Source organism: Rhodoferax lacus, from assembly GCF_003415675.1.
Lineage (GTDB): Bacteria > Pseudomonadota > Gammaproteobacteria > Burkholderiales > Burkholderiaceae_C > Allorhodoferax > Allorhodoferax lacus.
Window position 1 is genome coordinate 59,628 of the sequence record NZ_QFZK01000005.1, and the last position, 22,593, is coordinate 82,220.

Sequence of the window (22,593 nt, forward strand, 5' to 3'; positions counted from 1 at the left end):
TCAGGCCTTGGACAGCCATTCCACATACTTGCCCACGCCGGTCTGCACGTCCACAAAGCTGTGGTTGCATCCGGTTGCACGCAGCGCCGACAAATCGGCCTGGGTGAAGCACTGGTACTTGCCGCGCAAGGCATCCGGGAAGCCGATGTATTCCAGCAGGCCCTGTTGCACCATGGCGTCGAGTGACAACGCGCTTTCGCCCTGGGCGGCACGCAAGGTGTTGACCACCGAGCTGGCCACATCGTTGAAGGGCTGGGCCCGGCCAGAACCCAAGTTGAAGATGCCGCACTGGGCGGGGTTGTCAAAGAACCACAGGTTCACTGCCACCACATCGTCGATAAACACAAAGTCACGCAATTGGCCGCCGGGCACATAGCCACCGTATTCGCCAAACAGTTTCACTTTTCCTTCGGCCTTGAACTGGTGGAACTGGTGAAAGGCCACGCTGGCCATGCGGCCCTTGTGCTGCTCGCGCGGGCCGTAGACGTTGAAGTAGCGAAAGCCCACCACCTGCTGGGTGCGTCCGGCCTTGGTGCGCTCGAACTGGGCTCCGCATTCGCGGCGCATGCGCTGGTCAAACAGCAGCTTGGAGTAGCCATACACATTGAGCGGAAGCTCAAAGGCAGGGTCTTCACGGAAGGTGTCGGAGCCGCCGTAGGTGGCGGCGGACGAGGCATAGAGCAGGCGGGCACCGCGCTTCTGGCAGGCCTGGAACAGGTTCCACGACAGGGTGTAGTTGTTGCCCATCATGAACTTGCCGTCGCTCTCCATGGTGTCGCTGCAGGCGCCCTCATGGAAGACGGCCTCCACCTGGCCGAAGTGGCCGCCGGCAAAGGCGCTGTAGAAATCGTCGGCATCGACGTAGTCGGAGATTTTCAGGTCGGCCAGGTTGCGGAACTTGTCGCCCTGCGTCATGTCGTCCACGGCAATGACGTCGTCAATGCCGCGGGCATTCAGGCCCTTGATGATGTTGCTGCCAATAAAACCGGCAGCGCCTGTTACTACAACGCGGGTCATGCAAAAAGCTCCTCATAAGACACAGTGGCGGTTCCAAACTTGCCCACCACAATACCGCCCGCCCGGTTGGCCAGCGGCATGGCTTCGCGCAGGCTCAGGCCCGCACCCACCATCGTGGCCATGGTGGCAATCACGGTGTCACCGGCACCGGTGACATCAAACACCTCGCGGGCCTGGGCGCTGACGTGCAGTTCTCCATCGGCGTCAAACAGCGTCATGCCCTCTTCGCTGCGGGTCAGGAGCACGGCGTCCAGGTTCAGGTGTTCGCGCAGATTGTGCGCCTTGGTACGCAGGTCGGCCTCATCGCTCCACTGGCCAATGACCTGTTGCATTTCGGCCCGGTTGGGCGTGATGACGGTGGCGTTGCGGTAGCGGGTGTAGTCGCTGCCCTTGGGGTCAATCAGGATGGGCTTGTTCAGGGCGCGTGCCTGCGCAATCATGTCGATCACGTGGGCCAGGCCACCCTTGCCATAGTCGGAGAACAGCACGGCGTTGTGGGCCGGCAGAATGGCCTCGAAGGTGGCCGTTTGCCCGGCCAGCACTTCGTTCTTGGGCGTGTTTTCGAAGTCCAGGCGTATGAGTTGCTGCTGGCGCCCGATGACGCGCAGCTTGACCGTGGTCTTGAGGTCCGCGTCGCGGCCAAAGTGGGTTTCTATGCCGGTCTTGGCCACCAGGTCCTCCAGGTGGTGGCTGGCCTCGTCGTCGCCCACCACCGTCAACAGGCTGCCCTGGGCGCCCAGGCTGACCACGTTGTACGCCACATTGGCGGCGCCGCCGGCGCGCTCTTCTTCGCGCGTCACGCGCACCACGGGCACGGGCGCTTCGGGGCTGATGCGGTCCACGGCGCCGTACCAGTAGCGGTCCAGCATCACGTCGCCCACGACCAGTACGCGGGCTTTGGAAATCTGTTCTTTTGTAATGGTCATAACTCTTCTACACGTAGGGCAGGGTAGCTGTCCCAGGCCTGGCAGCCGGGGCATTGCCAGAAGTGCCGCTTGGCCTCAAAGCCGCAGGCCGCGCAGCGGTAGCGCGTGAGCGGCTTGACGGCGTGGTCCAGGGCGCGTTGCACCTGTGGGTGGAACTGTTCATGTTCCAGCTTTTCTCCGGCAATCCATTTGGCAGCGGCCACCAGCGAGGGCTCTTTCTCCAGATGGCGGGCATACCACTGGCGCGCCGTCAGCGCCGAGTCGCCATTGGCGGCTTCCAGGGTGACGATGGCATCCAGCACATCGATGGAGCTGCCATCTTCGTAGCGGGTTTTGAGCAGTGCCAGGGCCGGTGCGATGGACTGCGCGGCAATGGCAGCGGCTGCCAGCAGCGGGGCGATCAGGGGGGTGGCCGCGGGGGCCTGCTGCATGGCCTCGGCCAGGGTGGCGCAGGCTTGCTGTTGCAGGCCCTGTTGGCGCTGCAGGGCTGCCATGTCCATGCGCGGGCGGGGAGTGTGCGGCGCAGTGGCAATGGCTTGCTGCAAGAGTGCCGAAGCCTCTTCCAGCTTGTGGGCCACAACCAGTGCCGCAGCCTGCTCACACAGGTAGTGCGCCAGGCGGCCGGCAAAACTGCCTTGGCCGGCGGCTTCAAGTTTCTTGGCCACACCAGCGGCGTGTTCCCAGTCGCGCGAACGTTCGTAGTTGGCCAGCAACGCCAGGCGCGCCTGCGCCTCGAAGCGTGTGCCTTCGAGCTTGAGCAGGGCTTCTTCGGCACGGTCCAGCAGACCGGCTTTCAGGTAGTCCAGAGCCAATGCGTGCTGCGCGCGGTGGCGGTCGTCAGCCACCAGGTCACCGCGCGAGAGCAGGTGCTGGTGTACCCGCACGGCACGCTCGTATTCGCCACGGCGGCGAAACAGATTGCCCAGGGCAAAGTGCAGTTCCGAGGTGTCAGGGTCGTTCTGCACCGCTTCGATGAAGGCATCAATGGCCTGGTCCTGTTGCTCGTTGAGCAAAAAGTTCAGGCCCTTGAAATAGGCCTTGGGTGCCTGGCGGTTTTCCATGCGCAGCTGCCGCAAGTCCATGCGCGAGGCCAGCCAACCCAGCACAAACACCAGCGGCAGTGCCAGCAGGAGCAGGCTGAAATCAAATTCCATGGATGGTCGAGTCGCTGTAGTCACTGCCTGCCGATACCGCCGGCCCGGCTGGGGGCGTTTCTGGCTTGGGCGTAGCGGTGGGCGGCTTGTTGCGGTGCAGGCGCAACCAGCGCGGCACCATGCCCAACACACCGACCAACAGACCGGCTGCAAAAGCACCCAGCACCACCAGCACCATGGGGGCGGTCCATTGCTGGCCAAAGAAAAAGCGCACCGTCACGTCGCTCTGGTTATTCAGGGCGAAAGCGAACAGGGTAAAAAAAATGGCCGCTTTAAGTAACCACTTAAAGAGCCATGCGAATGCGTTCATGCGTCTCCTCGGGGCTGAACCCGATTCTACAAGCCTGGGACATCGCCCGCCTTGGGGCGGCGCTGCTGCGGAACTAGCCTTTGGCCTTCACAGCCACCGTCAGGTCCATGGCGGCGGTGCGCTCGTCCACAGCTTCGCGCAATGCTTTGCCGGGCTTGAAGTGGGGCACGCGCTTTTCGGGTATGGCCACGCTTTCGCCGCTGCGCGGATTGCGTCCGATGCGGGGAGGGCGGCGGTTGATCGAGAAGCTGCCAAAGCCACGGATCTCGATCCGGTGTCCGCGCACCAGGGCGTCGTTCATCGCATCCAGAATCGCCTTCACGGCAAATTCGGCATCGCGGTGCGTCAGCTGGGCAAAGCGGTTGGCCAGTTCTTCAACGAGGTCGGAGCGGGTCATTGGCGGGAAATTCGGGTAGGGTCTTGTAGACAAAAAAACGACCGGCGCACAGGTGCAGCCGGTCGTTCTTTCAGTTCAGCAACTAAAGATTAGTTGTTGTCCAGTTTTGCGCGCAGCAGGGCGCCCAGGCTGGTGGTACCAGCGTTTTCACGGGCCGATTGCTGGCTCAGGGACTGCATGGCTTCGTTTTGGTCAGCCATGTCCTTGGCTTTGATGGACAGCTGGATGTTGCGGGTCTTGCGATCCACATTCACCACCACAGCGGTCACTTCGTCGCCTTCCTTGAGCACGTTGCGGGCATCTTCCACGCGGTCGCGGCTGATTTCCGAGGCGCGCAGGTAACCGATGATGTCTTCACCCAGGTCGATTTCAGCGCCCTTGGCATCCACGGTCTTGACCTTGCCGGTCACGATCTGGCCCTTGTCGTTGATCGACACAAAGGTGGTGAACGGATCGGAGTCGAGCTGCTTGATACCCAGGGAGATGCGTTCGCGGTCCACGTCCACGGCCAGCACCAGGGCTTCAACTTCCTGGCCCTTCTTGTACTCGCGCACGGCCACTTCGCCGGACTCGTTCCAGGACAGGTCAGACAGGTGCACCAGGCCGTCGATACCGGCAGCCAGGCCCACAAACACGCCGAAGTCGGTGATGGACTTGATGGGGCCCTTCACGCGGTCGCCGCGCTTGGTATTCTGGGCAAATTCTTGCCAAGGGTTGGCCTTGCACTGCTTCATGCCCAGAGAGATACGGCGCTTGTCTTCGTCGATTTCCAGAACCATGACTTCGACTTCGTCGCCCAGGGCAACGATCTTCGAGGGAGCAACGTTCTTGTTGGTCCAGTCCATTTCGGACACGTGAACCAGGCCTTCGATGCCGGGTTCCAGTTCCACAAATGCGCCGTAGTCGGCGATGTTGGTGATCTTGCCGAACATGCGGGTGCCTTGGGGGTAGCGGCGGTTCACGCCCATCCAAGGGTCATCACCCATTTGCTTCAGACCCAGAGAGACACGGTTCTTTTCGGTGTCAAACTTGAGAATCTTGGCAGTGATTTCCTGACCGGCTTGCACCACTTCAGAGGGGTGACGGACACGGCGCCATGCCATGTCGGTGATGTGCAGCAGGCCGTCGATACCGCCCAGGTCCACAAACGCACCGTATTCGGTGATGTTCTTGACCACGCCTTGCACCACAGAACCTTCTTTGAGGGTGTGCATCAGCTTGGCGCGCTCTTCGCCCATGGAGGCTTCGACCACGGCACGGCGGCTCAGCACCACGTTGTTGCGCTTGCGGTCGAGCTTGATGACCTTGAATTCCATGGTCTTGTTTTCGTACGGAGACAGATCCTTGGTAGGACGTGTGTCGACCAACGAGCCAGGCAGGAAGGCGCGGATGCCATTGACCAGAACGGTCAGGCCGCCCTTGACCTTGCCGGAGGTGGTGCCGGTGACGAATTCGCCGGATTCCAGGGCCTTTTCCAGGCTCATCCAGGAAGCCAGACGCTTGGCCTTGTCACGCGACAGGATGGTGTCGCCGTAACCGTTTTCCACGGAGTCGATAGCCACGGACACGAAGTCTCCCACTTGGACTTCGAGCTCGCCCTTGTCGCTCTTGAATTCTTCGATTGGCACGTAGGCTTCGGACTTGAGGCCAGCGTTGACCACAACAAAGCTGTGCTCGATGCGGACGACTTCAGCGGTGATGACTTCACCGGTGCGCATTTCCGAGCGTTGCAGGGATTCTTCAAATAGGGCTGCGAAAGATTCTGACATGTGTTTTGTAGCAAAAAGCTACGGGGTTAAGTTATCGAACCCCAGTGCCGGTGCGCTGTCGCGCGAGAGGAGCGCTGGGGGCCAAAATTGCAAAGCCGTGAGGCCTTGCTGGTTAGCTTCTCAGGCGGACCTGAAAGGCTGTTTGCCTTGCCACCAGTCCAAAACGATTTCTACGGAGGCTTGCACCGTCAAATCGGAGTTGTCCAGGAGCTTGGCATCGACTGCGGGCTTCAAGGGCGCGACGCTGCGGGAGGTATCCCGTGCATCACGCGCCTCAAGGTCTGCGCGAAGACTGTCGAGTGTAGCGGGAATTCCCTTTGAAATCAACTGCTTATAGCGGCGCTCGGCACGGCAGGCGGCGCTGGCCGTGAGGAACACCTTGAGCGGCGCTTTCGGGAAAATGATGGTGCCCATGTCACGGCCGTCAGCCACCAGGCCTGGCAGCTTGCGAAAGCTGCGCTGGAAGTCCACCAGGGCCTCTCGCACCATGGGGAAGGCCGACACGCGCGAGGCGTTCATGCCGGCTTCCTCGGTGCGTATGGCGTCACTGACATCCTCGCCATCCAGCAGGATGTGGCTGCCCTCAAAGCGGATGGGCAGTCCGCGCAGCAGGTCGGCAATGCGCTGTTGGTTGGCGACATCCAGGCTGATTCCGGCACGTGTGGCGGCCAGCCCGGTGATGCGGTAGAGCGAGCCTGAGTCCAGGAAGTGGTACCCCAGTTGTTCTGCCAGCACGGCCGCCAAAGTGCCCTTGCCCGAGGCGGTGGGCCCGTCCATGCACAGCACAGGAATGGCATCGGTTGGGGCGTGGGCGACCGAGAACAGCGTCTCGAAATAGTCCGGAAAGGTCTTGGCCACGCACTTGGGGTCTTCGATGCGCACCGGCAGACCGGCGGGGTTGAAGGCCGCCAGCGAGAAGCACATGGCCACCCGGTGGTCGTCATAGGTGTGGATGGTGCCGGCTTTCCATTGATCGGCAGCCGCAGGCGGCGTGACCTGGATGAAGTCAGCGCCTTCCACCACCGTGGCGCCGAGCTTGCGCAACTCGATGGCCATGGCGGCAATGCGGTCGGTTTCCTTGACGCGCCAGCTGGCAATGTTGTTCAGGGTGGTGGTGCCCTCGGCGTACAAGGCCATCACGGCCAGTGTCATGGCGGCGTCGGGTATGTGGTTGCAATCCAGCGTAATGGCCTTCAGGGGCCATGCGCCGCGTTTGATATGCAGCCAGTTGGGGCCACTCTCGATCTGGGCGCCCATCAGGCGGGCGGCATCCATGAAGCGGATGTCGCCCTGTATGGAGTCCGCGCCCACGCCATTGACCCGTATGCCGCACTGCCCGCCCACGCTGGCGGCAATCGCGCCCAGCGCGATGAAGTAGCTCGCGCTCGATGCATCCGCCTCCACATGCAGGTCGCCGGGTGAGTGCAGTTTGCTGCCTGCTGGAATGGTGAAGCGCTGCCAGCCGTCACGCTGCACGTCCACGCCAAAGTGCGCCAGCAGGTTCAGGGTGATTTCAATGTAAGGGCGGGAGATCAGCTCGCCCACCACTTCGATGACGATGTCCTTTTGGGCGACCAAAGGCAAAGCCATCAAAAGTGCGGTCAAAAATTGGCTGGACACATCGCCGCGCACCGGGATGGGTTTGTCCAGGCTGAGCTTTGGCGTGCCAATGCGCAGCGGCGGGAAACCGTCGTTGCCCAGGTAGTCAATCTGGCAGCCGAGCTGGCGCAGTGCGTCCACCAGGTCGCCGATGGGGCGCTCGTGCATGCGGGGAATGCCGCCGAGCTCAAAGTCGCCGCCCAGCACGGCCAGGGCCGCGGTCAGGGGGCGCATGGCGGTGCCGGCGTTGCCCAAAAACAGCTTGGCTTGTTGCGCAGTCAGCTTGCCACCCAGGCCCGTGATCTGAACAGTCGCGCCGGTTTGCACAATGGTGCAGCCCAGGGTTTTGAGGGCCAACAGCATGACGCGGGTGTCGTCGCTGTCCAGCAGGTCGTGGATGGTGGTGACACCTTCGCACAGAGCGGCCATCAGCAGCACGCGGTTGGAAATACTCTTGGAGCCCGGCAGGGTGACGCTGCCAGCTGCCGCGTCCAAGGGGGGCAGGTCTAGGAATTCGGTAGAAAACATCAGGGTTTGTTCTTGGAGTTCATGCTCCAGTGGGCGCGCGTCATGCTGGCTTGCTCGATCAGGCCTTCAAGTGCCTGCGCATTGCCGCTGGAAATCATGACCTCCAGGGCCTGCAGGTTGCGCTGGAAAATCTTGCTTTGGGCCAGCAGTTCTTCGCGGTTGGACAAGAGGATGTCACGCCATACCTTGGGCTCACTGGCGGCGATGCGCGTGAAATCCCTGAAGCCCGGCCCTGCCAGTGACAGGTAATTTTTGCCGTCGGGCTGGCCCGCTATGGCGTTCATCAGTGCAAAGGCAATCAGGTGCGGCAAATGGCTGACGGCGGCGTACGACGCATCGTGCTGCTCCGGTGTCAATGTCAGCACCTTGCAGCCCAGGCGTGTCCACAGCTCGTGCGCCTTTTGCAATTGCGGCGCCAAGGTGCGTTCAATGGGTGTAAGGATGACCTGCTTGCCGGCATACAAATCGGCATCGGCATTTTCAATGCCGGAAACTTCTTTGCCCGCAATCGGGTGGGCTGGCACAAACAGGCCCACGTGTTCGCGCAGGGCACGGCGTGCGGCGTCGATCACATCGCGCTTGGTGGAGCCCACGTCCATGATCAGCATGTCAGGTGTGACCAGGTGCTTGATGGTTTTGAAAGTGGCCTCAGTCGCTGACACGGGTACGGCAATCAGCACGATGTCAGCGCCGGACACAGCCAGCAGGGCCGACGGCGCTTCGATGTCGATGATGCCCATCTGGCGGGCGCGCTCGGTAGTGCTGGGCGATTTGCTATAGCCCACCACGCGCTTGACCAGCCCGGCCTGTTTGAGCGCCAGAGCGAAGGAGCCGCCCATCAGGCCGCATCCTATGAGTCCCAGTTGTTCAAACATGGTGCTTCCTGTGCAAAGAACGGTTAATCGGCCAGAGGGTAGGTACCCAGGACCTTGTAGAAGGCACAAATGCCGCGCAAGTCCTGCAGTGCAGCAGCCACATGGGGCTCGGACGGGTGGCCCTGCAGGTCGATGTAGAAGAAGTATTCCCACTGGCCCGAGCGCGCCGGGCGCGACTCAAAGCGCGTCATGGAAACACCGTGCTGCTTGAGTGGCACCAGCATGTCGTGCACGGCGCCCGGCCGGTTGGGCACAGACACCACCAGGCTGGTGCAGTCCTTGCCCGAAGCCTCTGGCGCGGGCATGACAGCAGGCAGGCAGACCATGACAAAGCGCGTGCGGTTGAAGGCCTCGTCCTGGATGGCCTGTGCCGCAATGTGCAGGCCAAATTCGGCACCTGCGCGCTCGCTCGCAATACCCGCCCAGGCCGGGTTGCCAGCGGCCAGGCGTGCGCCTTCGGCATTGCTGGATACGGCGCGGCGCTCGGCATGGGGCAGGTGGGTGGTGAGCCAGTGCTGGCATTGCGCCAGGGCCTGGGGGTGGGCCAGGACCACTTCGATGCCTTCCAGCGAGGCCTGGGTGCGCAGCAGGTGGTGGCGTACCAGCAGGCTGATTTCGCCAACAATGTGCAGCGGCGAGTTCAGCAGCAGATCGAGCGAGCGGGTGACCACGCCCTCCGTGCTGTTCTCCACTGGGATGACGCCGAATTCCGCCGCACCGGAAGTGGCTGCGTGAAACACTTCGTCAAAGTTGGTGCAGGGCACATGCTGGATGCTGGAGCCAAAAAAGCGCAATGCCGCCTCTTCGCTGTAGGTGCCCTTGGGGCCCAGGTAGGCCACGCGTTGCGGCGCTTCCAGCGCCCGGCAGGCCGACATGATTTCACGCCAGATCAGTGCCAGGCTGGAGTCCTTCAGTGGCCCCTGGTTGGCGCTTTGCAGGCCGTGAATCACCTGCGCCTCGCGCTCTGGGCGGAACACCGGCGAGCCATCATGGCGCTTGAGTTCGCCCACCTCGTTGGCCAGCGCTGCACGGCGGTTCAGGGCGGTGAGGAGTTCCTGGTCGACCGAGTCAATCAGGACACGCAATTCGGAAAGTGTCTTGGCCATGGGTGCTTTATCCGTGAGACCGCTCAAACGCTTGCATGTAGGCGCACAGCGCCTGCACACCTTCCAGCGGAATGGCGTTGTAAATGCTGGCGCGCATGCCGCCTACCGATTTGTGGCCCTTGAGCTGCAGCAGACCGGCCTCTTTGGCGCCCGCCAGGAAGGCGTCATTGAGCGACTCGTCTTGCAGGAAGAAGGGCACGTTCATGCGGGAGCGGCAGTCGGTGTGAACCTTGTTGAAATACAGGCCAGAGCCGTCGATGGTCTGGTACAGCAGCTCGGCCTTGGCGATGTTGGCGCGCTCCATGGCGGCGATGCCGCCCTGGCGCTTGAGCCACTGGAACACCAGCCCGGCCACGTAGATGGCGTAGGTGGGGGGGGTGTTGTACATGGACTGGTTGTCGGCCACGGTCTTGTAGTTGAAGGCACTGGGGCAGATCGCCAGGGCGTGGCCCAGCAAGTCCTCACGCACCACCACCAGTGTCAAGCCGGCTGGCCCCAGGTTCTTCTGCGCACCACCAAAGGCCAGGCCCACACGGCTCCAGTCCACGCCGCGCGAGGCCACATGCGACGAAAAATCCACCACCAGTTCTGCCTTGGAGCCCAGGGCCTTCAGGTCGGGCAGGGTATGGAACTCCACGCCGTTGATGGTTTCGTTGCTGCAGATGTGCACGTAGCTGGCATCTGCACTGAGCTTCCAGGTGCCGGCATCCGGGATGCGGGTGAAGCCTTCTGGCTTGCCGCTGGCCGCCAGGTGGTTGCCACAGTATTTGGCGGCTTCCTGCTGCGACTTTTCGCTCCAGCTACCGGTCACCACAAAGTCAGCCCGGCCGCGGCCGGAGGCGTCTTTTTTCAGCGCGCTCAGGTTCAGCGGAACAATCGCGTTTTCGGCCAAACCCCCACCCTGCATGAACAGGATCTGGAAGTTGGCAGGCACCGCCAACAGCTCGCGCAAATCGGCCTCAGCCTGTGCATAAATGGACAGAAATTCATGTCCCCGGTGGCTCATTTCCATCACGCCCATGCCGCAGCGCTTGCCGCTGGCATCGGGCCAGTCCAGCATTTCATCGGCGGCCTGGGTCAGTACTTCCTGCGGCATGGCCGCCGGTCCGGCGGAGAAGTTGTAGGGGCGCTTCATTACAGGTTGTTCTGCATCAAGCGGCATCGTCCCCTGGCTGTCCTTCGCCCGTACCCTCTTCAGGTTCTGCACCATCGGCGGCTTGGGCATCGTTCTCCACAATGCGTTGCAGACCGCTGAGTTTGGAGCCATCGTCCAGGCCGATCAGCGTCACGCCCTGAGTAGCGCGGCCGAGTTCGCGGATTTCCGATACGCGGGTGCGCACCAGCACGCCTTTGTCGGTGATCAGCATGATTTCGTCGTCCACATGCACCAGGGTGGCCGCTACGACCTTGCCGTTGCGCTCGGACTGCTGGATGGCAATCATGCCCTTGGTGCCACGGCCGTGGCGGGTGTATTCGGTGATGCTGGTGCGCTTGCCGTAGCCGTTTTCAGTGGCGGTGAGCACGCTTTGTTGCTCGTCCTCGGCCACCAGCATGGCGATCACGCTTTGCGACTCATCCAGCATCATGCCGCGCACGCCGCGGGCGTTGCGGCCCATAGGGCGCACGTCGTTCTCGTCAAAGCGCACAGCCTTCCCGCCGTCCGAGAACAGCATCACATCGTGCTTGCCATCGGTGAGGGCTGCACCAATCAGGAAGTCGCCGTCGTCCAGGTCCACGGCAATGATGCCGGCCTTGCGCGGGTTGGAGAATTCGTCCAGCGCCGTCTTCTTCACGGTGCCCATGCTGGTGCCCATGAACACATACTGGTCGGCCGGGAAGCTGCGCTTCTCGCCGGTCAGCGGCAGCACGACGGTGATCTTTTCACCTTCCTGCAGAGGGAACATATTGACGATGGGGCGGCCGCGCGAGCCGCGCGAACCCTGGGGCACTTCCCAGACCTTGAGCCAGTACAGCCGCCCGCGGTTGGAGAAGCACAGGATGTAGTCATGGGTGTTGGCCACAAACAGCTGGTCGACCCAATCGTCTTCCTTGGTGGCCGTGGCCTGCTTGCCGCGCCCGCCGCGCTTTTGCGCCCGGTATTCGCCCAGGGGCTGGCTCTTGATGTAGCCGCTGTGGCTCATGGTCACCACCATGTCGGTGGGGGTGATCAGGTCTTCGGTGGACAGGTCAAACGAGCTGTGTTCCACCAGGCTGCGGCGTGCGCCGAGCTTGGTCTGGCCGAACTCGTGTTTGACGTGGCCCAGCTCGTCACCAATGATGGTGGACACGCGCTCAGGCTTGGCCAGGATGTCCAGCAGGTCTTCAATTTCGGCCATCACCTCTTTGTATTCGGCAACGATCTTGTCCTGCTCCAGACCGGTCAGGCGCTGCAGGCGCATCTGCAAAATCTCTTGCGCTTGGGTGTCGGACAGGCGGTACAGGCCGTCGGCGCCCATGCCGTATTCTTTTTCCAGCCCATCGGGGCGGTAGTCATCGGCGTTGATCACGCCGCCATCGGCGCGGGTGCGGGTGAGCATCTCGCGCACCAGGCTGCTGTCCCAGGGGCGGTTCATCAGCTCGATCTTGGCCACCGGTGGCGTGGGTGACTCGCGGATGATGCGAATAAAGTCGTCGATATTGGCCAGGGCCACGGCCAGGCCTTCAAGCACGTGGCCGCGCTCGCGCGCCTTGCGCAGGTTGAACACGGTGCGGCGTGTCACCACTTCGCGCCGGTGGTTCAGGAAGACCTCGATCAGGTCCTTCAGGTTGCACAGCTTGGGCTGGCCGTTCACCAGGGCCACCATGTTGATGCCGAAGGTGTCCTGCAGTTGCGTCTGCTTGTACAGGTTGTTGAGCACCACTTCTGGCACTTCGCCGCGCTTGAGCTCGATCACCAGGCGCATGCCGGACTTGTCAGACTCGTCCTGGATGTGGCTGATGCCCTCGATTTTCTTTTCGTGCACCAGTTCGGCCATGCGCTCTTGCAGCGTCTTCTTGTTGACCTGGTAGGGCAGCTCGTCCACGATGATGGACTGGCGCTGGCCCTTGTCGATGTCCTCGAAGTGGCACTTGGCGCGCATCACCACGCGTCCGCGGCCCGTGCGGTAGCCTTCCTTGACGCCGTTGATGCCGTAAATAATGCCGGCCGTGGGGAAATCGGGCGCCGGGATGATGTCCATCAGGTCATCAATCGTGGCTTCCGGGTTGCGCAACAAATGCAGGCAGGCATCCACCACTTCGTTGAGGTTGTGCGGCGGGATGTTGGTGGCCATGCCCACCGCAATACCCCCGGAGCCATTGACCAGCAGATTGGGAATGCGGGTGGGCAGTACCAGCGGCTCTTTTTCGGAGCCGTCGTAGTTGGGCCCGAAATCCACGGTTTCCTTGTCCAGATCGGCCAGCAGCTCGTGGGCGATCTTGGCCAGCCGGATTTCGGTGTAACGCATGGCCGCCGCGTTGTCGCCGTCCACCGAGCCGAAGTTGCCCTGGCCATCCACCAGCATGTGGCGCATGGAGAAGTCCTGCGCCATGCGGACAATGGTGTCATACACCGACTGGTCGCCGTGCGGGTGGTACTTACCAATCACGTCACCCACGATACGGGCAGACTTCTTGTAAGCCCGGTTCCAGTCGTTGTTGAGTTCGTGCATAGCGAACAGCACGCGCCGGTGCACGGGCTTGAGGCCGTCCCGCGCATCGGGCAGTGCGCGCCCCACAATCACGCTCATGGCGTAATCGAGGTAACTGCGCCGCATTTCCTCTTCTAGGCTGATGGGCAAGGTTTCTTTGGCGAACTGGGTCATGGAGGCTCGTGGCTATGTCAGGGACAACCTTGTATTGTACGGGGCAGCCCAAGCTGCATTTATGGCAGTCAGGTGCGTTGTTTGCTGTAATTAAATTACAGTGCCGCGTCGGCGGCGGACATGCAAAACGCGTTATGGATGTGGCACAATAAACCCTAACGCCTGAAATAGAGAATATCTATTGAGGCGTTGTCTATTTAATCGCAGCGCCGCTGCAGTTTGCTCCGCACAAAGGAAAGTCATGAAATTAATCAATAAAGTAGCAATCGTCATCGCAACCGCAGCACTCGCTTCTGTGGCTGGCGCTCAAGAAATCCACAACTGGAAAAGTGCCGCTGGCGACGTCTGGAAAAACGCCGGCGGTGAATGCTGGCGCGATGCCAGCTGGACCCCGGCAACTGCAGCCCCTGGCTGCGATGGGGCTATTGCTCCTAAGGTTGAGGCTCCTGCACCCGTAGCAGCTCCTGCTCCCATGGCAGCACCCGCACCTGTTGCCGCTCCCGCACCTGCACCTGCGCCTGCTCCAGTGGTTGTTGCTGCACCTGCCAAGGTCACATACGCTGCTGATGCATTCTTTGACTTCGACAAGGCTGTCTTGAAGCCCGAAGGCAAAGCCAAGCTTGACGACCTGGTTGGCAAGGTCAAGGACATCAGCCTGGAAGTTATCATTGCCGTGGGTCACACTGACTCCGTTGGCAAAGACGAATACAACCAGAAACTGTCGGTTGCACGTTCCGAAGCTGTCAAGGCTTACCTGGTGTCCAAGGGCATCGAAAAGAACCGTGTTTACACCGAAGGCAAGGGCGAAAAGTCTCCCGCTGCTGACAACAAGACCGCCGAAGGCCGTTCCAAGAACCGCCGCGTTGAGATCGAAGTGGTTGGTACCCGCGCCAAGTAAACCGGAATTTCCGGTTAGCCAAAAAGCCCGCCTTGGCGGGCTTTTTTTATGCCGTCCGTGGAGATAATGAAGTTATGAATACACACGTCAACGCCGACCCAGCCGAACTGGCCAAATTTTCGGACCTCGCCCACCGCTGGTGGGACACCGAGAGCGAGTTCAGGCCTCTGCATCAGATCAACCCACTGCGCCTTGACTGGATCAACAGCATTTGCCCGGTAGATGGCCTGCAAACCCTGGACATCGGCTGTGGGGGCGGCATCCTGACCGACTCATTGGCACGCAAAGGCGCCCACGCCTTGGGTGTGGACCTGTCCACCAAGGCACTCAAAGTGGCCCAATTGCATGCAATGGAAGCAGAGACACCCAATGTCCGCTACCGCGAGATCAGTGCAGAAGCGCTCGCCAAGGAAGCGCCGGGCAGCTTTGACGTGGTGACCTGCATGGAGATGCTGGAGCATGTGCCTGATCCATCGTCCATCGTGCAGGCCTGCGCCACCCTGGTCAAACCGGGTGGGTGGGTGTTTTTCTCCACGCTGAACCGCAACCCCAAGTCTTTCCTGTTTGCCATCGTGGGAGCCGAATACCTGCTGAACATGCTGCCGCGCGGCACCCACGAGTACGCCAAGATGGTCAAGCCCAGCGAGCTTTCCGGCTTCTGCCGTGCTGCCGGACTGGACCTGCGCCAGACCAAGGGCATGGGCTACAACCCCTTGACGCGCCGCTACTGGCTCAACAGCGACACCAGCGTAAATTACCTGCTGGCCACCCAACGCCCGCTGGCCTGAACATGACCGTGTTTGCCAACATTGACGCCATACTGTTTGACCTGGACGGCACGCTCATAGACAGCGCCCCTGACCTCGGGGCAGCGGTAGACCAGATGCGGGTCAGCCGTGGCATGGCATCCCTGCCGCTGGACACCTACAGGCCCCTGGCAGGGTCGGGCGCCCGTGGCATGCTGGCGGTGGCTTTTGGCATGACGCCCGAAGACCCACTCTTTGACGCGATGCGGGAAGAGTTCTTCAGCAACTACGAGCAGTGCATGACCCAGCGCACCTACGCCTTTGACGGTGTTGCGGAAATGATCCACAACATTGGCCTGGCCGGACTGCAATGGGGTGTGGTAACCAACAAGTCGGCCCGTTTTGCAGAGCCACTGACCCGTGGAATGCCGCTGTTTGATACCGCCGGCACGGTCATCAGCGGAGACACCACGCCGCACGCCAAACCCCACCCTGCGCCACTGCTGGAGGCTGCGCGCCGCTTGGGCCTGGAGCCTGCCCGGTGCATTTACGTAGGTGACGACGAACGCGACATCGTTGCGGGCCTGGCCGCGGGCATGGGCACGGTTGCTGCGGACTACGGCTACCTGGGCGACAAGGCCGATACGGCCACCTGGGGTGCACACGCCCGGATTAAATCTCCAGACGCACTCTTGCAATTGCTGATACGGGCCTAAAATAGGCACTGAGGGGCTGCACTGGTTTCGACGTGGATTCGGACGCGCAGCAGGGCATGTCGAGCTGAGTGCGCTCGTAAAACAGATTCAAACAAACTAACTGCAAACGACGAACGTTTCGCACTCGCTGCTTAATTGCACGTGAGCCTCACAACAGCAAGCCGATAGGCTGGGCAAGGGTGGAGCAATCCATCCAGGCTGTGGGGTAATTTCATTCGGCTGGACCTGCCTTGGGTGACTTAGGGTGGGTCGAGAAAATAGGTTACTGGCGATTTGCATAGCGTGCCACTGCGCGATGTGAAAAGCGAGATCCAAATCAGACGGCTACACATGTAGAACTGCTCGAAGAAGGTTTGCGGACGCGGGTTCAAATCCCGCCAGCTCCACCATACCCTCAGATATTGGCCGCCAGGTTTCACCACCTGGCGGCCTTTTTTTTTGGCAAATCACGTGCCGCACCAACCCCCTCACAGGCATCCTCCACCAGGTCCAGCACGTGTTCAAAGGCTGGCGCTCCGTCGTAATACGGGTCGGGCACCACCGGGCTGTCTGAGTTGGGTCGATTAAGAAGGCACGTGCAAGCGTTCATCCAAGCGCCTGTTTATACTGTACGCATGAACAGTATTTGCAAGACGGCGCTACCGGTTGGGTTTGAGCCCATGGTACCCATACCCGCCCTTCAGGCGCCCATGCTGGTCACGCTGATTTGCAACAAGGTACAGGCCGGTTTTCCGTCACCCGCCGAAGATCTGGGCATGGTGCGGCTGGACCTGTCCAAGCTGATCGGGGCGGACGAAGAGGATGCGTACTTCATGTGGGTCAGTGGCGACTCCATGGTGCAGTTCGGCATTTTTGATGGCGACCTGGTGCTGATCCGCAAGCGCAAGCGCCCACGCCATGGCCAGATTGTCATCGCCTGCCTGGACCGGGACTTTCTGGTGAAGAAGCTCTACAAAAAGCCGGACGGCACCAAGCTGCAGGCGGGTAACCCGGAGGTGCCCGACATCGTGCTGAAGGATGGCCAGACCCTGGAAATCTGGGGCGTGGTGACCAACACTGTGCGCATGTTCAAAGCCTAGTTAACGTGGACCGGAGAGAGCCATGTACGCCCTGGTGGATGGCAACAACTTTTATGTGAGCTGCGAGCGCGTGTTCCAACCCGCGCTCAACGGTGTGCCGGTGGTGGTGCTGAGCAACAACGACGGCTGCGCCATAGCCCGCTCCAACGAGGCCAAGGCCCTGGGCATTGCCATGGGTGCACCCTGGTTCCAGATCAAGCACCTGGAGGCTTCTGCGGGCCTTGTGGCGCTATCAGCCAACTTCGGCTTCTATGGCGATATGTCCGACCGCATGATGCGTCTGGCAGCGGCCCTGGGGCCCCGCCAGGAGATTTACTCCATCGACGAGTCCTTCATCGACCTGGCCGGTGTGCGTGGCGACCTGGTGGAGCGCGCCCACACCATCCGTTCGCGCATCCTGCAGGGCACGGGCATCCCTTGCGGCATTGGCATGGGCCGGACCAAGACCCTGGCCAAGCTGGCCAACCACATCGCCAAGACCGCCGAGCGCAAGCCGGGCAGCTACCCCGAGGCACTGGCCCAGGTGTGCAACCTGGAAGCGCTACAGGCCGCAGAGCAGGAGGCCGTCTTTGCAGCCACCCCGGTGGGTGAAGTCTGGGGCGTAGGCCGCCAGATCGGCAAGCGCCTGGTGGCCGGTGGCATCCACACCGTGCTGGACCTGCAGCGAATGGACCTTGCAACGGTGCGGCGCCAGTTCTCGGTGGTGTTGGAGCGCACGGTGCTGGAGCTGCAGGGCACGCCCTGCATCGAGCTGGAGCACATGCCCCAGGCCAAGAAAGAAATCGCCTGCACCCGCTCTTTTGGCCGCGCTATCACCACACTGGAGCCACTGAGCGAGGCGGTGACCGAGTTCGCCTCGCGGGCAGCAGAGAAGTTGCGCAGGCAACACGGTCTGGCCAACCAGGTGCTGGTCTACATCCGCACCAGCCCCTTCCGCAAAGATGACCGGCAATACAGCCGCTCGGTCACCGTGCCGCTGCGCAGGCCCAGTGCCGACACAGCCGTGCTGGTGCAGTCGGCCTTGCGGGGCTTGGGCAGCATTTTTGTGGAGGGCTTTCGCTACGCCAAGGCGGGCGTAATGTTGCTGGACCTGCAGTCCAACCGCCTGCAGCAAGGCGAGCTGGATCTGGAGGATGACCGCATGGAAGACCGCAGCCGCCTGATGCTGGCCATGGACACGCTCAACCAGCGCTTTGGCAAGGGCAAGGTGCACCTGGCCAGCGCGGGGCTGCAGGGGAACCACAAGCAGTGGACCATGCGGCAGGAGCGCAGAACGCCGGGCTACACCACCAGCTGGGCCGATATTCCGATAGCGAGGGCTTGAGCATGGACAACCCATTGCAAGGCATCACCCTGAAGAAGGTCCACGCTAGGCGCCTGCGCGAAATCTACCGCTCGGCTGGCTGGCCTTGCCTGGACATTGTGGAAATTGAGCTGCTGGCCACCGGGCTGCTGGCGCGGGTGACAGACCCCAGCGGCCACGAGCGGGTGTGCGTGACCGACAGCGGCATCCAGTACCTGGCGGGCGCGGCCCAGAGCAACCGCAAGGCCCTGGGTGCCCATAACGGCCTGGTGCAGCGCATTGCCCAATCCATGCAGCGCGAAGGGCGGCTGGTGTGGTCCAACCTCAGCCTGCGCGCCAAAGTGAGCGTGACGGATGACGAAGTGGGCCATTGGAAATACTGCATGCCCGATGTGTTCTCCATCCGCAACTCTTCGGTGCAGGCTTACCTGGAGCCTGTGGTCCACGAGATCAAGGTCAGCCGGGCCGACTTGCTGCGTGACCTGAAGCGCCCGGAGAAGCGCGCTGCCTACCTGCAGCTGGGCGGGCAGTGCTGGTATGTGCTGGGGCGGGATGGCAAGGACAGGCCGATTGCCGAGGCTGATGAGGTGCCGGGTGAATGCGGCGTCATGCAGGTGGTGGGTGAGGGTGTTGAAGTGATAAGGATGGCGCCCAAGCGCCAGTTCAATCAGCTGCCGTTTTGGGTATGGATGGCGTTGGCCAAAGCAACGCCGGTGGGAACCGATCCAGAGGATGGCAGGCAAAGCCTGCACGATTGACTGAAGCTTGGCTTAGGGTGCCAGATGACCTTCGATGTGTGCGTATCCGGTATGAATTCCCGCCATTCGTGGTGACCGTAACCGCCGCCTTCTAAGGCGACAGAGAGTAATCCTTCACTGAATCGTATTTGTTGAGTAAGTTCAACACCGCTGCATCGGACTTGTACTTTTTCAGAAGCTTGGTGCGCTGCTTCTGTGCCATGCCGCAGTACTTATCGACTTTCTTTTCGATGGTCCGCTTTTCCTTTTTTGTCATGTCTGGGTCCCATTCACCGGCGATGTGATCACACAGATCGGCATTGTGGACAAAGCGAACGACTTCCGGACGATCAAGGCCAGAGGTTCCATCAGCAAATGCGGTCAGGGGGAGCAGCATCGCAATCAGCATGGCAAGCGTTGTTTTCATACTATCTCCCAGTAGTCGACCAAAGAGGGCGGTCTGCATCGCCACCATAGAACTTTATGACACCGAAGGTCGCCCCCACCTTTGCCAAGTCCGGGTTCATTCTGGGGTTTCCAAGCCATCTTTCAGTTGACGCCAGCACCATACCCTCAGATATTGGCCGCCAGGTTTCACCACCTGGCGGCCTTTTTCTTTGGCAAATCAAGTGCCAACAGGCCTGGTCTTTCTGACATGCCGCACCAACCCCTCACACGCATCCTCCACCAGATCCAGCACGTGTTCAAAGGCTGGGGCTCCGTCGTAATACGGGTCGGGCACCACCGGGCTGTCTGAGGTCAGGCAGAACTCGGTCAACCGGCGCAGCTTCTTCTGGTGCTCGGGCGGGCAGATGTCCTGCAGCAGGGCCAGGTTGTCCCAGTCCATTGCCAGAATCAGGTCGAACGCTTCAAAGTCGGCGTCCCGGATTTGCCGGGCGCGCAAGGGCGACAGGTCGTAGCCGCGCCGGGCTGCGTGCTCCTGCGAGCGCGCATCGGGCGGGCTGTTGGGGTGGTAGTTGTGGGTACCGGCAGAATCCACGGTCACGTGGTCCTGCAAGCCCAGGGCTTGCACCTTGTGGCGGAACACGCCGGCGGCAGTCGGGCTTCTGCAGATGTTGCCCATGCAGACAAACAAAACGGAATACGGGTGGCTCATAGGATGGGTGGGAAAGCTGGCTGTCTGGCAGTCGGGCTGAAATTGCTTTCGTTTGTGCACGAAAAGTTGTATCTGCAAGCGCTCATGCTGGCGCCCACGCGCGCCTAGTCTTGCCGCAACTCAGCTCCCCGGCTGTCCAGTGGCGCCATGAACGAGTTCTGCTCCCATCCTTCCGTCAAGGGCCCTTCGGGTGGCGGCGAGGTGGGCTCAAATCCGTGGTGTTCGTGTGCCGTTGTGCTCTTGTTCGTTCTTTGGCGTGACACGGCGGCGTGCAAATCGTCGGCCACACCCTTCAGGCGCGAGTCCATGCGGTCCTGTTCGTTGGCGCGAAGTGCACCGTCGCCCAGAAAGGCCGTGCGGATCTGGCTCATGTGGGGGAGGTTGTCGGGCTCTACCACCCAGTACGGAATGCCGCATTGGGACAACAGGCCGTACTTGAGTGTCTGGTTGCTCATGGAGAGTCCGGCGGCTCCCGGCACGTCCACACAGCCGATCACGCGGCCGTCCAGCCCGCAGATGGTGAAGGTGCAGTACACCCGGTTGAGCATGTTGTACCAGTGCTCGGCCTCTTCCCGCTGGGCAGGTATGGTGAAGCGGGTGACCGGGAGCTTGATCATGATCTGCTGGTCATACATCACCTTGGCCAGCCAGACCCAGATCCTGCGCTCTTTGCTGTTGATCAGCAGGCGTGGCAACAGGGGCCATTCCTTGGGCATCTGGGGGCGTTCTTTTTCCTTGCTGCGCTGCTGCCACAGGTAGAGCGCTATGCCCGCCAGACCTACCAGGCAGGCAGCAAAAATGGCTGCAATCATCGTTTCTCCCTGTCGGCTCGGTCCGGGTTTGCAAGATTCATTGTGGGTTGCAGTTTACTGTGCTGCTTCCCTGTCAGGGCGATAGTATGGCCCGGCATTGGCGTTGCAGGTTCGCGCTGCGATACTAGGCCCATGCAATTGCAGGAAATTCTTTACTCTCAGGGCTTTGGTACACGGCGCGTTTGTGCCGGACTGATACAGCAGGGCTATGTGCAGGTCTACGGTCCGGCTGACCCGGAAGTGGCCAGCGCTTGCCTGGACGCCAGCGCCGACTTTGCGACCCCAAACCTCCGCTTCCGTGTGCAAGGGGTGGACTGGCCCTACGCAGAGCGGGCCTACATCGTCCTGAACAAACCCACGGCGACAGAGTGCTCGCAAAAGCCCTCCACCTACCCCAGCATCTACACCTTGCTGCCTTCACCTTTGCGCACACGGCCACAGAAGGCGGCGGTGCAAGGGGTGCAAGCGGTGGGGCGGCTGGACCAGGACACCACCGGCATGCTCTTGCTGACCGATGACGGCAAGTTCATCCACCGCATGAGCTCCCCGCGCCACCATGTGCCCAAGGTTTATGAAGTGCGCGTCAAGCACCCGCTGGATGCGCGCCAGGTCAGCCGCCTGCTGGAAGGCGTGGTGCTGGACGATGACCCCAAGCCCGTGCGCGCAGCAGCCTGCGAGGCCGTGGGTGAATTTGACCTGCGCCTCACCCTGACAGAAGGCAAGTACCACCAGGTCAAGCGCATGCTGGCAGCGGTAAGCAACCGGGTGGAGGGGCTGCACCGTTCGCAAATTGGCGGGCTTGTGTTGCCGGCCGATCTGGCGCCGGGACAGTGGCGCTGGCTATCGGAACAGGACCTGGCAAGCATTGCAGGCAAAGCATGAATTTTTTCAAGGTGGCACGCCAGATAGGTGGCCTGTTGGCATGTTGTGCGGCGCTGCCTGCTGCATGGGCAGCAGATGCGGCAACTGGGCCTTCCTGCGCCAACCCGGTGTACCTGACGATTGACCCCGGCAGCATGGACTATGCGCCACGCGTTGCAGAAGTGCTGCGACGCCAGCAGGTGCGGGTGACCTACTGGGTGTCCAACCAGCGCACCCAAAATGGTGAGGGCAGCCTGGGCAATCTGTGGGGTGGTTGGTGGAAGCTGGTGGGGCAGCAGGGCCACGAGTTTGCCTCGCAGACCTATGACCACGTCTATTGGCGTGGCGACCTTCCGGGCTACAAAACCAGATTTCGCATCAAGCCCACCACCGGCTCACTGGCAGGCCGCGAGTTCACCTATGACCCCGCCAAATACTGCGAGCAGATTGAGCATGCCGCGCGCCGCACGGAAGACTTCACAGGCAAGAAGACGCTGCCTCTGTTCCACGCGCCGGGTGGCAGCACCTCGCCCAAGCTCCTGGCCTCGGCCAATGCCTGCGGCTATGCCCATGTGGACTTGCCCCGCGCTGGCCAGTTGGGCAAGGGCTCACCCTTGAAGGCGGCCCTGGCGGGCATTCGCAAGGGCGATATTTTGTTTCTGGACTTGAATGCCGCGCCGTCCACCGAACCCTGGGCAGTAGCCAACTTGGAGCCCCTGTTGGTGGGGCTGAAGGAGCGCGGCCTGTGCTTTGCCACGTTGCGCCAGCACCCCGCATTCCAGGACTGGATCAGCAGCCACGGCGGTTGAGCTTTCCATTCGCCGCGCGCGGTATGCTCCA

General features: G+C 61.6%; 22 protein-coding genes and 1 other RNA gene. 9 read left to right on the forward strand and 14 right to left on the reverse strand.

The genetic code is table 11. From position 1 onward, the window contains the following. The 11 genes from rfaD to gyrA all read right to left on the reverse strand — a co-directional run bounded on the left by rfaD (position 1) and on the right by gyrA (position 13,484). Positions 1 to 1,017 (reverse strand): ADP-glyceromanno-heptose 6-epimerase, encoded by a 1,017-nt coding sequence (gene rfaD, locus DIC66_RS10180; protein WP_117176754.1) that lies wholly within the window; start codon positions 1,015 to 1,017, stop codon positions 1 to 3. Then, positions 1,014 to 1,943 (reverse strand): D-glycero-beta-D-manno-heptose-7-phosphate kinase, encoded by a 930-nt coding sequence (gene rfaE1, locus DIC66_RS10185; RefSeq protein WP_117176756.1) that lies wholly within the window; start codon positions 1,941 to 1,943, stop codon positions 1,014 to 1,016. The genes rfaD and rfaE1 overlap by 4 nt, the downstream gene beginning before the upstream one ends. Continuing rightward, positions 1,940 to 3,097, reverse strand: a complete 1,158-nt coding sequence (lapB, locus tag DIC66_RS10190; protein ID WP_117176758.1) for a lipopolysaccharide assembly protein LapB — start codon at positions 3,095 to 3,097, stop codon at positions 1,940 to 1,942. Before lapB ends, rfaE1 begins: the two co-directional genes overlap by 4 nt. Beyond that, positions 3,087 to 3,407 (reverse strand): LapA family protein, encoded by a 321-nt coding sequence (locus tag DIC66_RS10195; RefSeq protein ID WP_117176760.1) that lies wholly within the window; start codon positions 3,405 to 3,407, stop codon positions 3,087 to 3,089. The genes lapB and DIC66_RS10195 overlap by 11 nt, the downstream gene beginning before the upstream one ends. A 73-nt stretch (positions 3,408 to 3,480) precedes the next feature. Next, positions 3,481 to 3,804: an integration host factor subunit beta gene (locus DIC66_RS10200; protein WP_117176762.1), complete on the reverse strand. Its 324-nt coding sequence runs from the start codon at positions 3,802 to 3,804 to the stop codon at positions 3,481 to 3,483. A gap of 89 nt (positions 3,805 to 3,893) precedes the next feature. Next, entirely contained in the window at positions 3,894 to 5,573 is a 1,680-nt protein-coding gene (gene rpsA, locus DIC66_RS10205) for a 30S ribosomal protein S1 (RefSeq protein WP_117176764.1), read from the reverse strand. A gap of 120 nt (positions 5,574 to 5,693) precedes the next feature. Beyond that, the gene (locus DIC66_RS10210) at positions 5,694 to 7,700 is read right to left on the reverse strand and encodes a bifunctional 3-phosphoshikimate 1-carboxyvinyltransferase/cytidylate kinase (RefSeq protein WP_117176766.1); all 2,007 of its coding nucleotides are present in this window, start codon (positions 7,698 to 7,700) and stop codon (positions 5,694 to 5,696) included. Next, positions 7,700 to 8,575, reverse strand: a complete 876-nt coding sequence (locus tag DIC66_RS10215) for a prephenate dehydrogenase (protein ID WP_117176768.1) — start codon at positions 8,573 to 8,575, stop codon at positions 7,700 to 7,702. The genes DIC66_RS10210 and DIC66_RS10215 overlap by 1 nt, the downstream gene beginning before the upstream one ends. 23 nt (positions 8,576 to 8,598) lie before the next feature. Next, a complete protein-coding gene (gene pheA, locus DIC66_RS10220; protein WP_117176770.1) occupies positions 8,599 to 9,681 on the reverse strand; it encodes a prephenate dehydratase in 1,083 nt (360 codons plus the stop codon). Positions 9,682 to 9,688: 7 nt separating this feature from the next. After that, on the reverse strand, positions 9,689 to 10,816 hold the full coding sequence (gene serC / locus DIC66_RS10225) for a 3-phosphoserine/phosphohydroxythreonine transaminase (RefSeq protein WP_117176772.1): 1,128 nt from the start codon (positions 10,814 to 10,816) through the stop codon (positions 9,689 to 9,691). Between the two features lie 16 nt (positions 10,817 to 10,832). Next, on the reverse strand, positions 10,833 to 13,484 hold the full coding sequence (gene gyrA / locus DIC66_RS10230; RefSeq protein ID WP_117176774.1) for a DNA gyrase subunit A: 2,652 nt from the start codon (positions 13,482 to 13,484) through the stop codon (positions 10,833 to 10,835). Positions 13,485 to 13,725: 241 nt separating this feature from the next. Here gyrA and ompA point away from each other — a divergent pair, with 241 nt between their 5' ends. The 7 genes from ompA (at position 13,726) to DIC66_RS10265 (ending at position 18,984) form a co-directional block, all read left to right on the forward strand. After that, complete coding sequence (ompA, locus tag DIC66_RS10235; RefSeq protein ID WP_117176776.1) at positions 13,726 to 14,382, forward strand: outer membrane protein OmpA; 657 nt, start codon at positions 13,726 to 13,728, stop codon at positions 14,380 to 14,382. Positions 14,383 to 14,456: 74 nt separating this feature from the next. Beyond that, a complete protein-coding gene (ubiG, locus tag DIC66_RS10240; protein ID WP_117176778.1) occupies positions 14,457 to 15,170 on the forward strand; it encodes a bifunctional 2-polyprenyl-6-hydroxyphenol methylase/3-demethylubiquinol 3-O-methyltransferase UbiG in 714 nt (237 codons plus the stop codon). An 8-nt stretch (positions 15,171 to 15,178) separates the two neighbouring features. Continuing rightward, on the forward strand, positions 15,179 to 15,844 hold the full coding sequence (locus DIC66_RS10245; protein WP_117177193.1) for an HAD-IA family hydrolase: 666 nt from the start codon (positions 15,179 to 15,181) through the stop codon (positions 15,842 to 15,844). A gap of 12 nt (positions 15,845 to 15,856) precedes the next feature. Beyond that, positions 15,857 to 16,233: a transfer-messenger RNA gene (gene ssrA, locus DIC66_RS10250) on the forward strand. A 225-nt stretch (positions 16,234 to 16,458) separates the two neighbouring features. Next, positions 16,459 to 16,923 carry a LexA family protein gene (locus tag DIC66_RS10255; protein WP_117176780.1) on the forward strand — a complete coding sequence of 155 codons (465 nt, stop codon included), beginning with the start codon at positions 16,459 to 16,461 and terminating at the stop codon, positions 16,921 to 16,923. 22 nt (positions 16,924 to 16,945) lie between these two features. Beyond that, the gene (locus DIC66_RS10260; protein ID WP_117176782.1) at positions 16,946 to 18,247 is read left to right on the forward strand and encodes a Y-family DNA polymerase; all 1,302 of its coding nucleotides are present in this window, start codon (positions 16,946 to 16,948) and stop codon (positions 18,245 to 18,247) included. 2 nt (positions 18,248 to 18,249) lie between these two features. After that, a complete protein-coding gene (locus DIC66_RS10265; RefSeq protein ID WP_117176784.1) occupies positions 18,250 to 18,984 on the forward strand; it encodes a hypothetical protein in 735 nt (244 codons plus the stop codon). Positions 18,985 to 19,075: 91 nt separating this feature from the next. On the opposite strand, the gene DIC66_RS10270 is transcribed toward DIC66_RS10265, so the two are convergent. From DIC66_RS10270 to DIC66_RS10280, 3 genes are all read right to left on the reverse strand, one after another. Beyond that, on the reverse strand, positions 19,076 to 19,390 hold the full coding sequence (locus DIC66_RS10270; protein ID WP_147321284.1) for a hypothetical protein: 315 nt from the start codon (positions 19,388 to 19,390) through the stop codon (positions 19,076 to 19,078). 198 nt (positions 19,391 to 19,588) lie between these two features. Then, entirely contained in the window at positions 19,589 to 20,080 is a 492-nt protein-coding gene (locus DIC66_RS10275) for a low molecular weight protein-tyrosine-phosphatase (RefSeq protein WP_117176787.1), read from the reverse strand. Between the two features lie 104 nt (positions 20,081 to 20,184). Further along, positions 20,185 to 20,892, reverse strand: coding sequence for a DUF2726 domain-containing protein (locus tag DIC66_RS10280; protein ID WP_117176789.1), 708 nt, complete (start codon positions 20,890 to 20,892; stop codon positions 20,185 to 20,187). Positions 20,893 to 21,024: 132 nt separating this feature from the next. On the opposite strand from DIC66_RS10280, the gene DIC66_RS10285 reads away from it, so the two are divergent. Further along, positions 21,025 to 21,774 carry a 16S rRNA pseudouridine(516) synthase gene (locus DIC66_RS10285; protein WP_117176791.1) on the forward strand — a complete coding sequence of 250 codons (750 nt, stop codon included), beginning with the start codon at positions 21,025 to 21,027 and terminating at the stop codon, positions 21,772 to 21,774. Further along, positions 21,771 to 22,562, forward strand: a complete 792-nt coding sequence (locus tag DIC66_RS10290; protein ID WP_117176793.1) for a polysaccharide deacetylase family protein — start codon at positions 21,771 to 21,773, stop codon at positions 22,560 to 22,562. Before DIC66_RS10285 ends, DIC66_RS10290 begins: the two co-directional genes overlap by 4 nt. Positions 22,563 to 22,593: the final 31 nt, after the last annotated feature.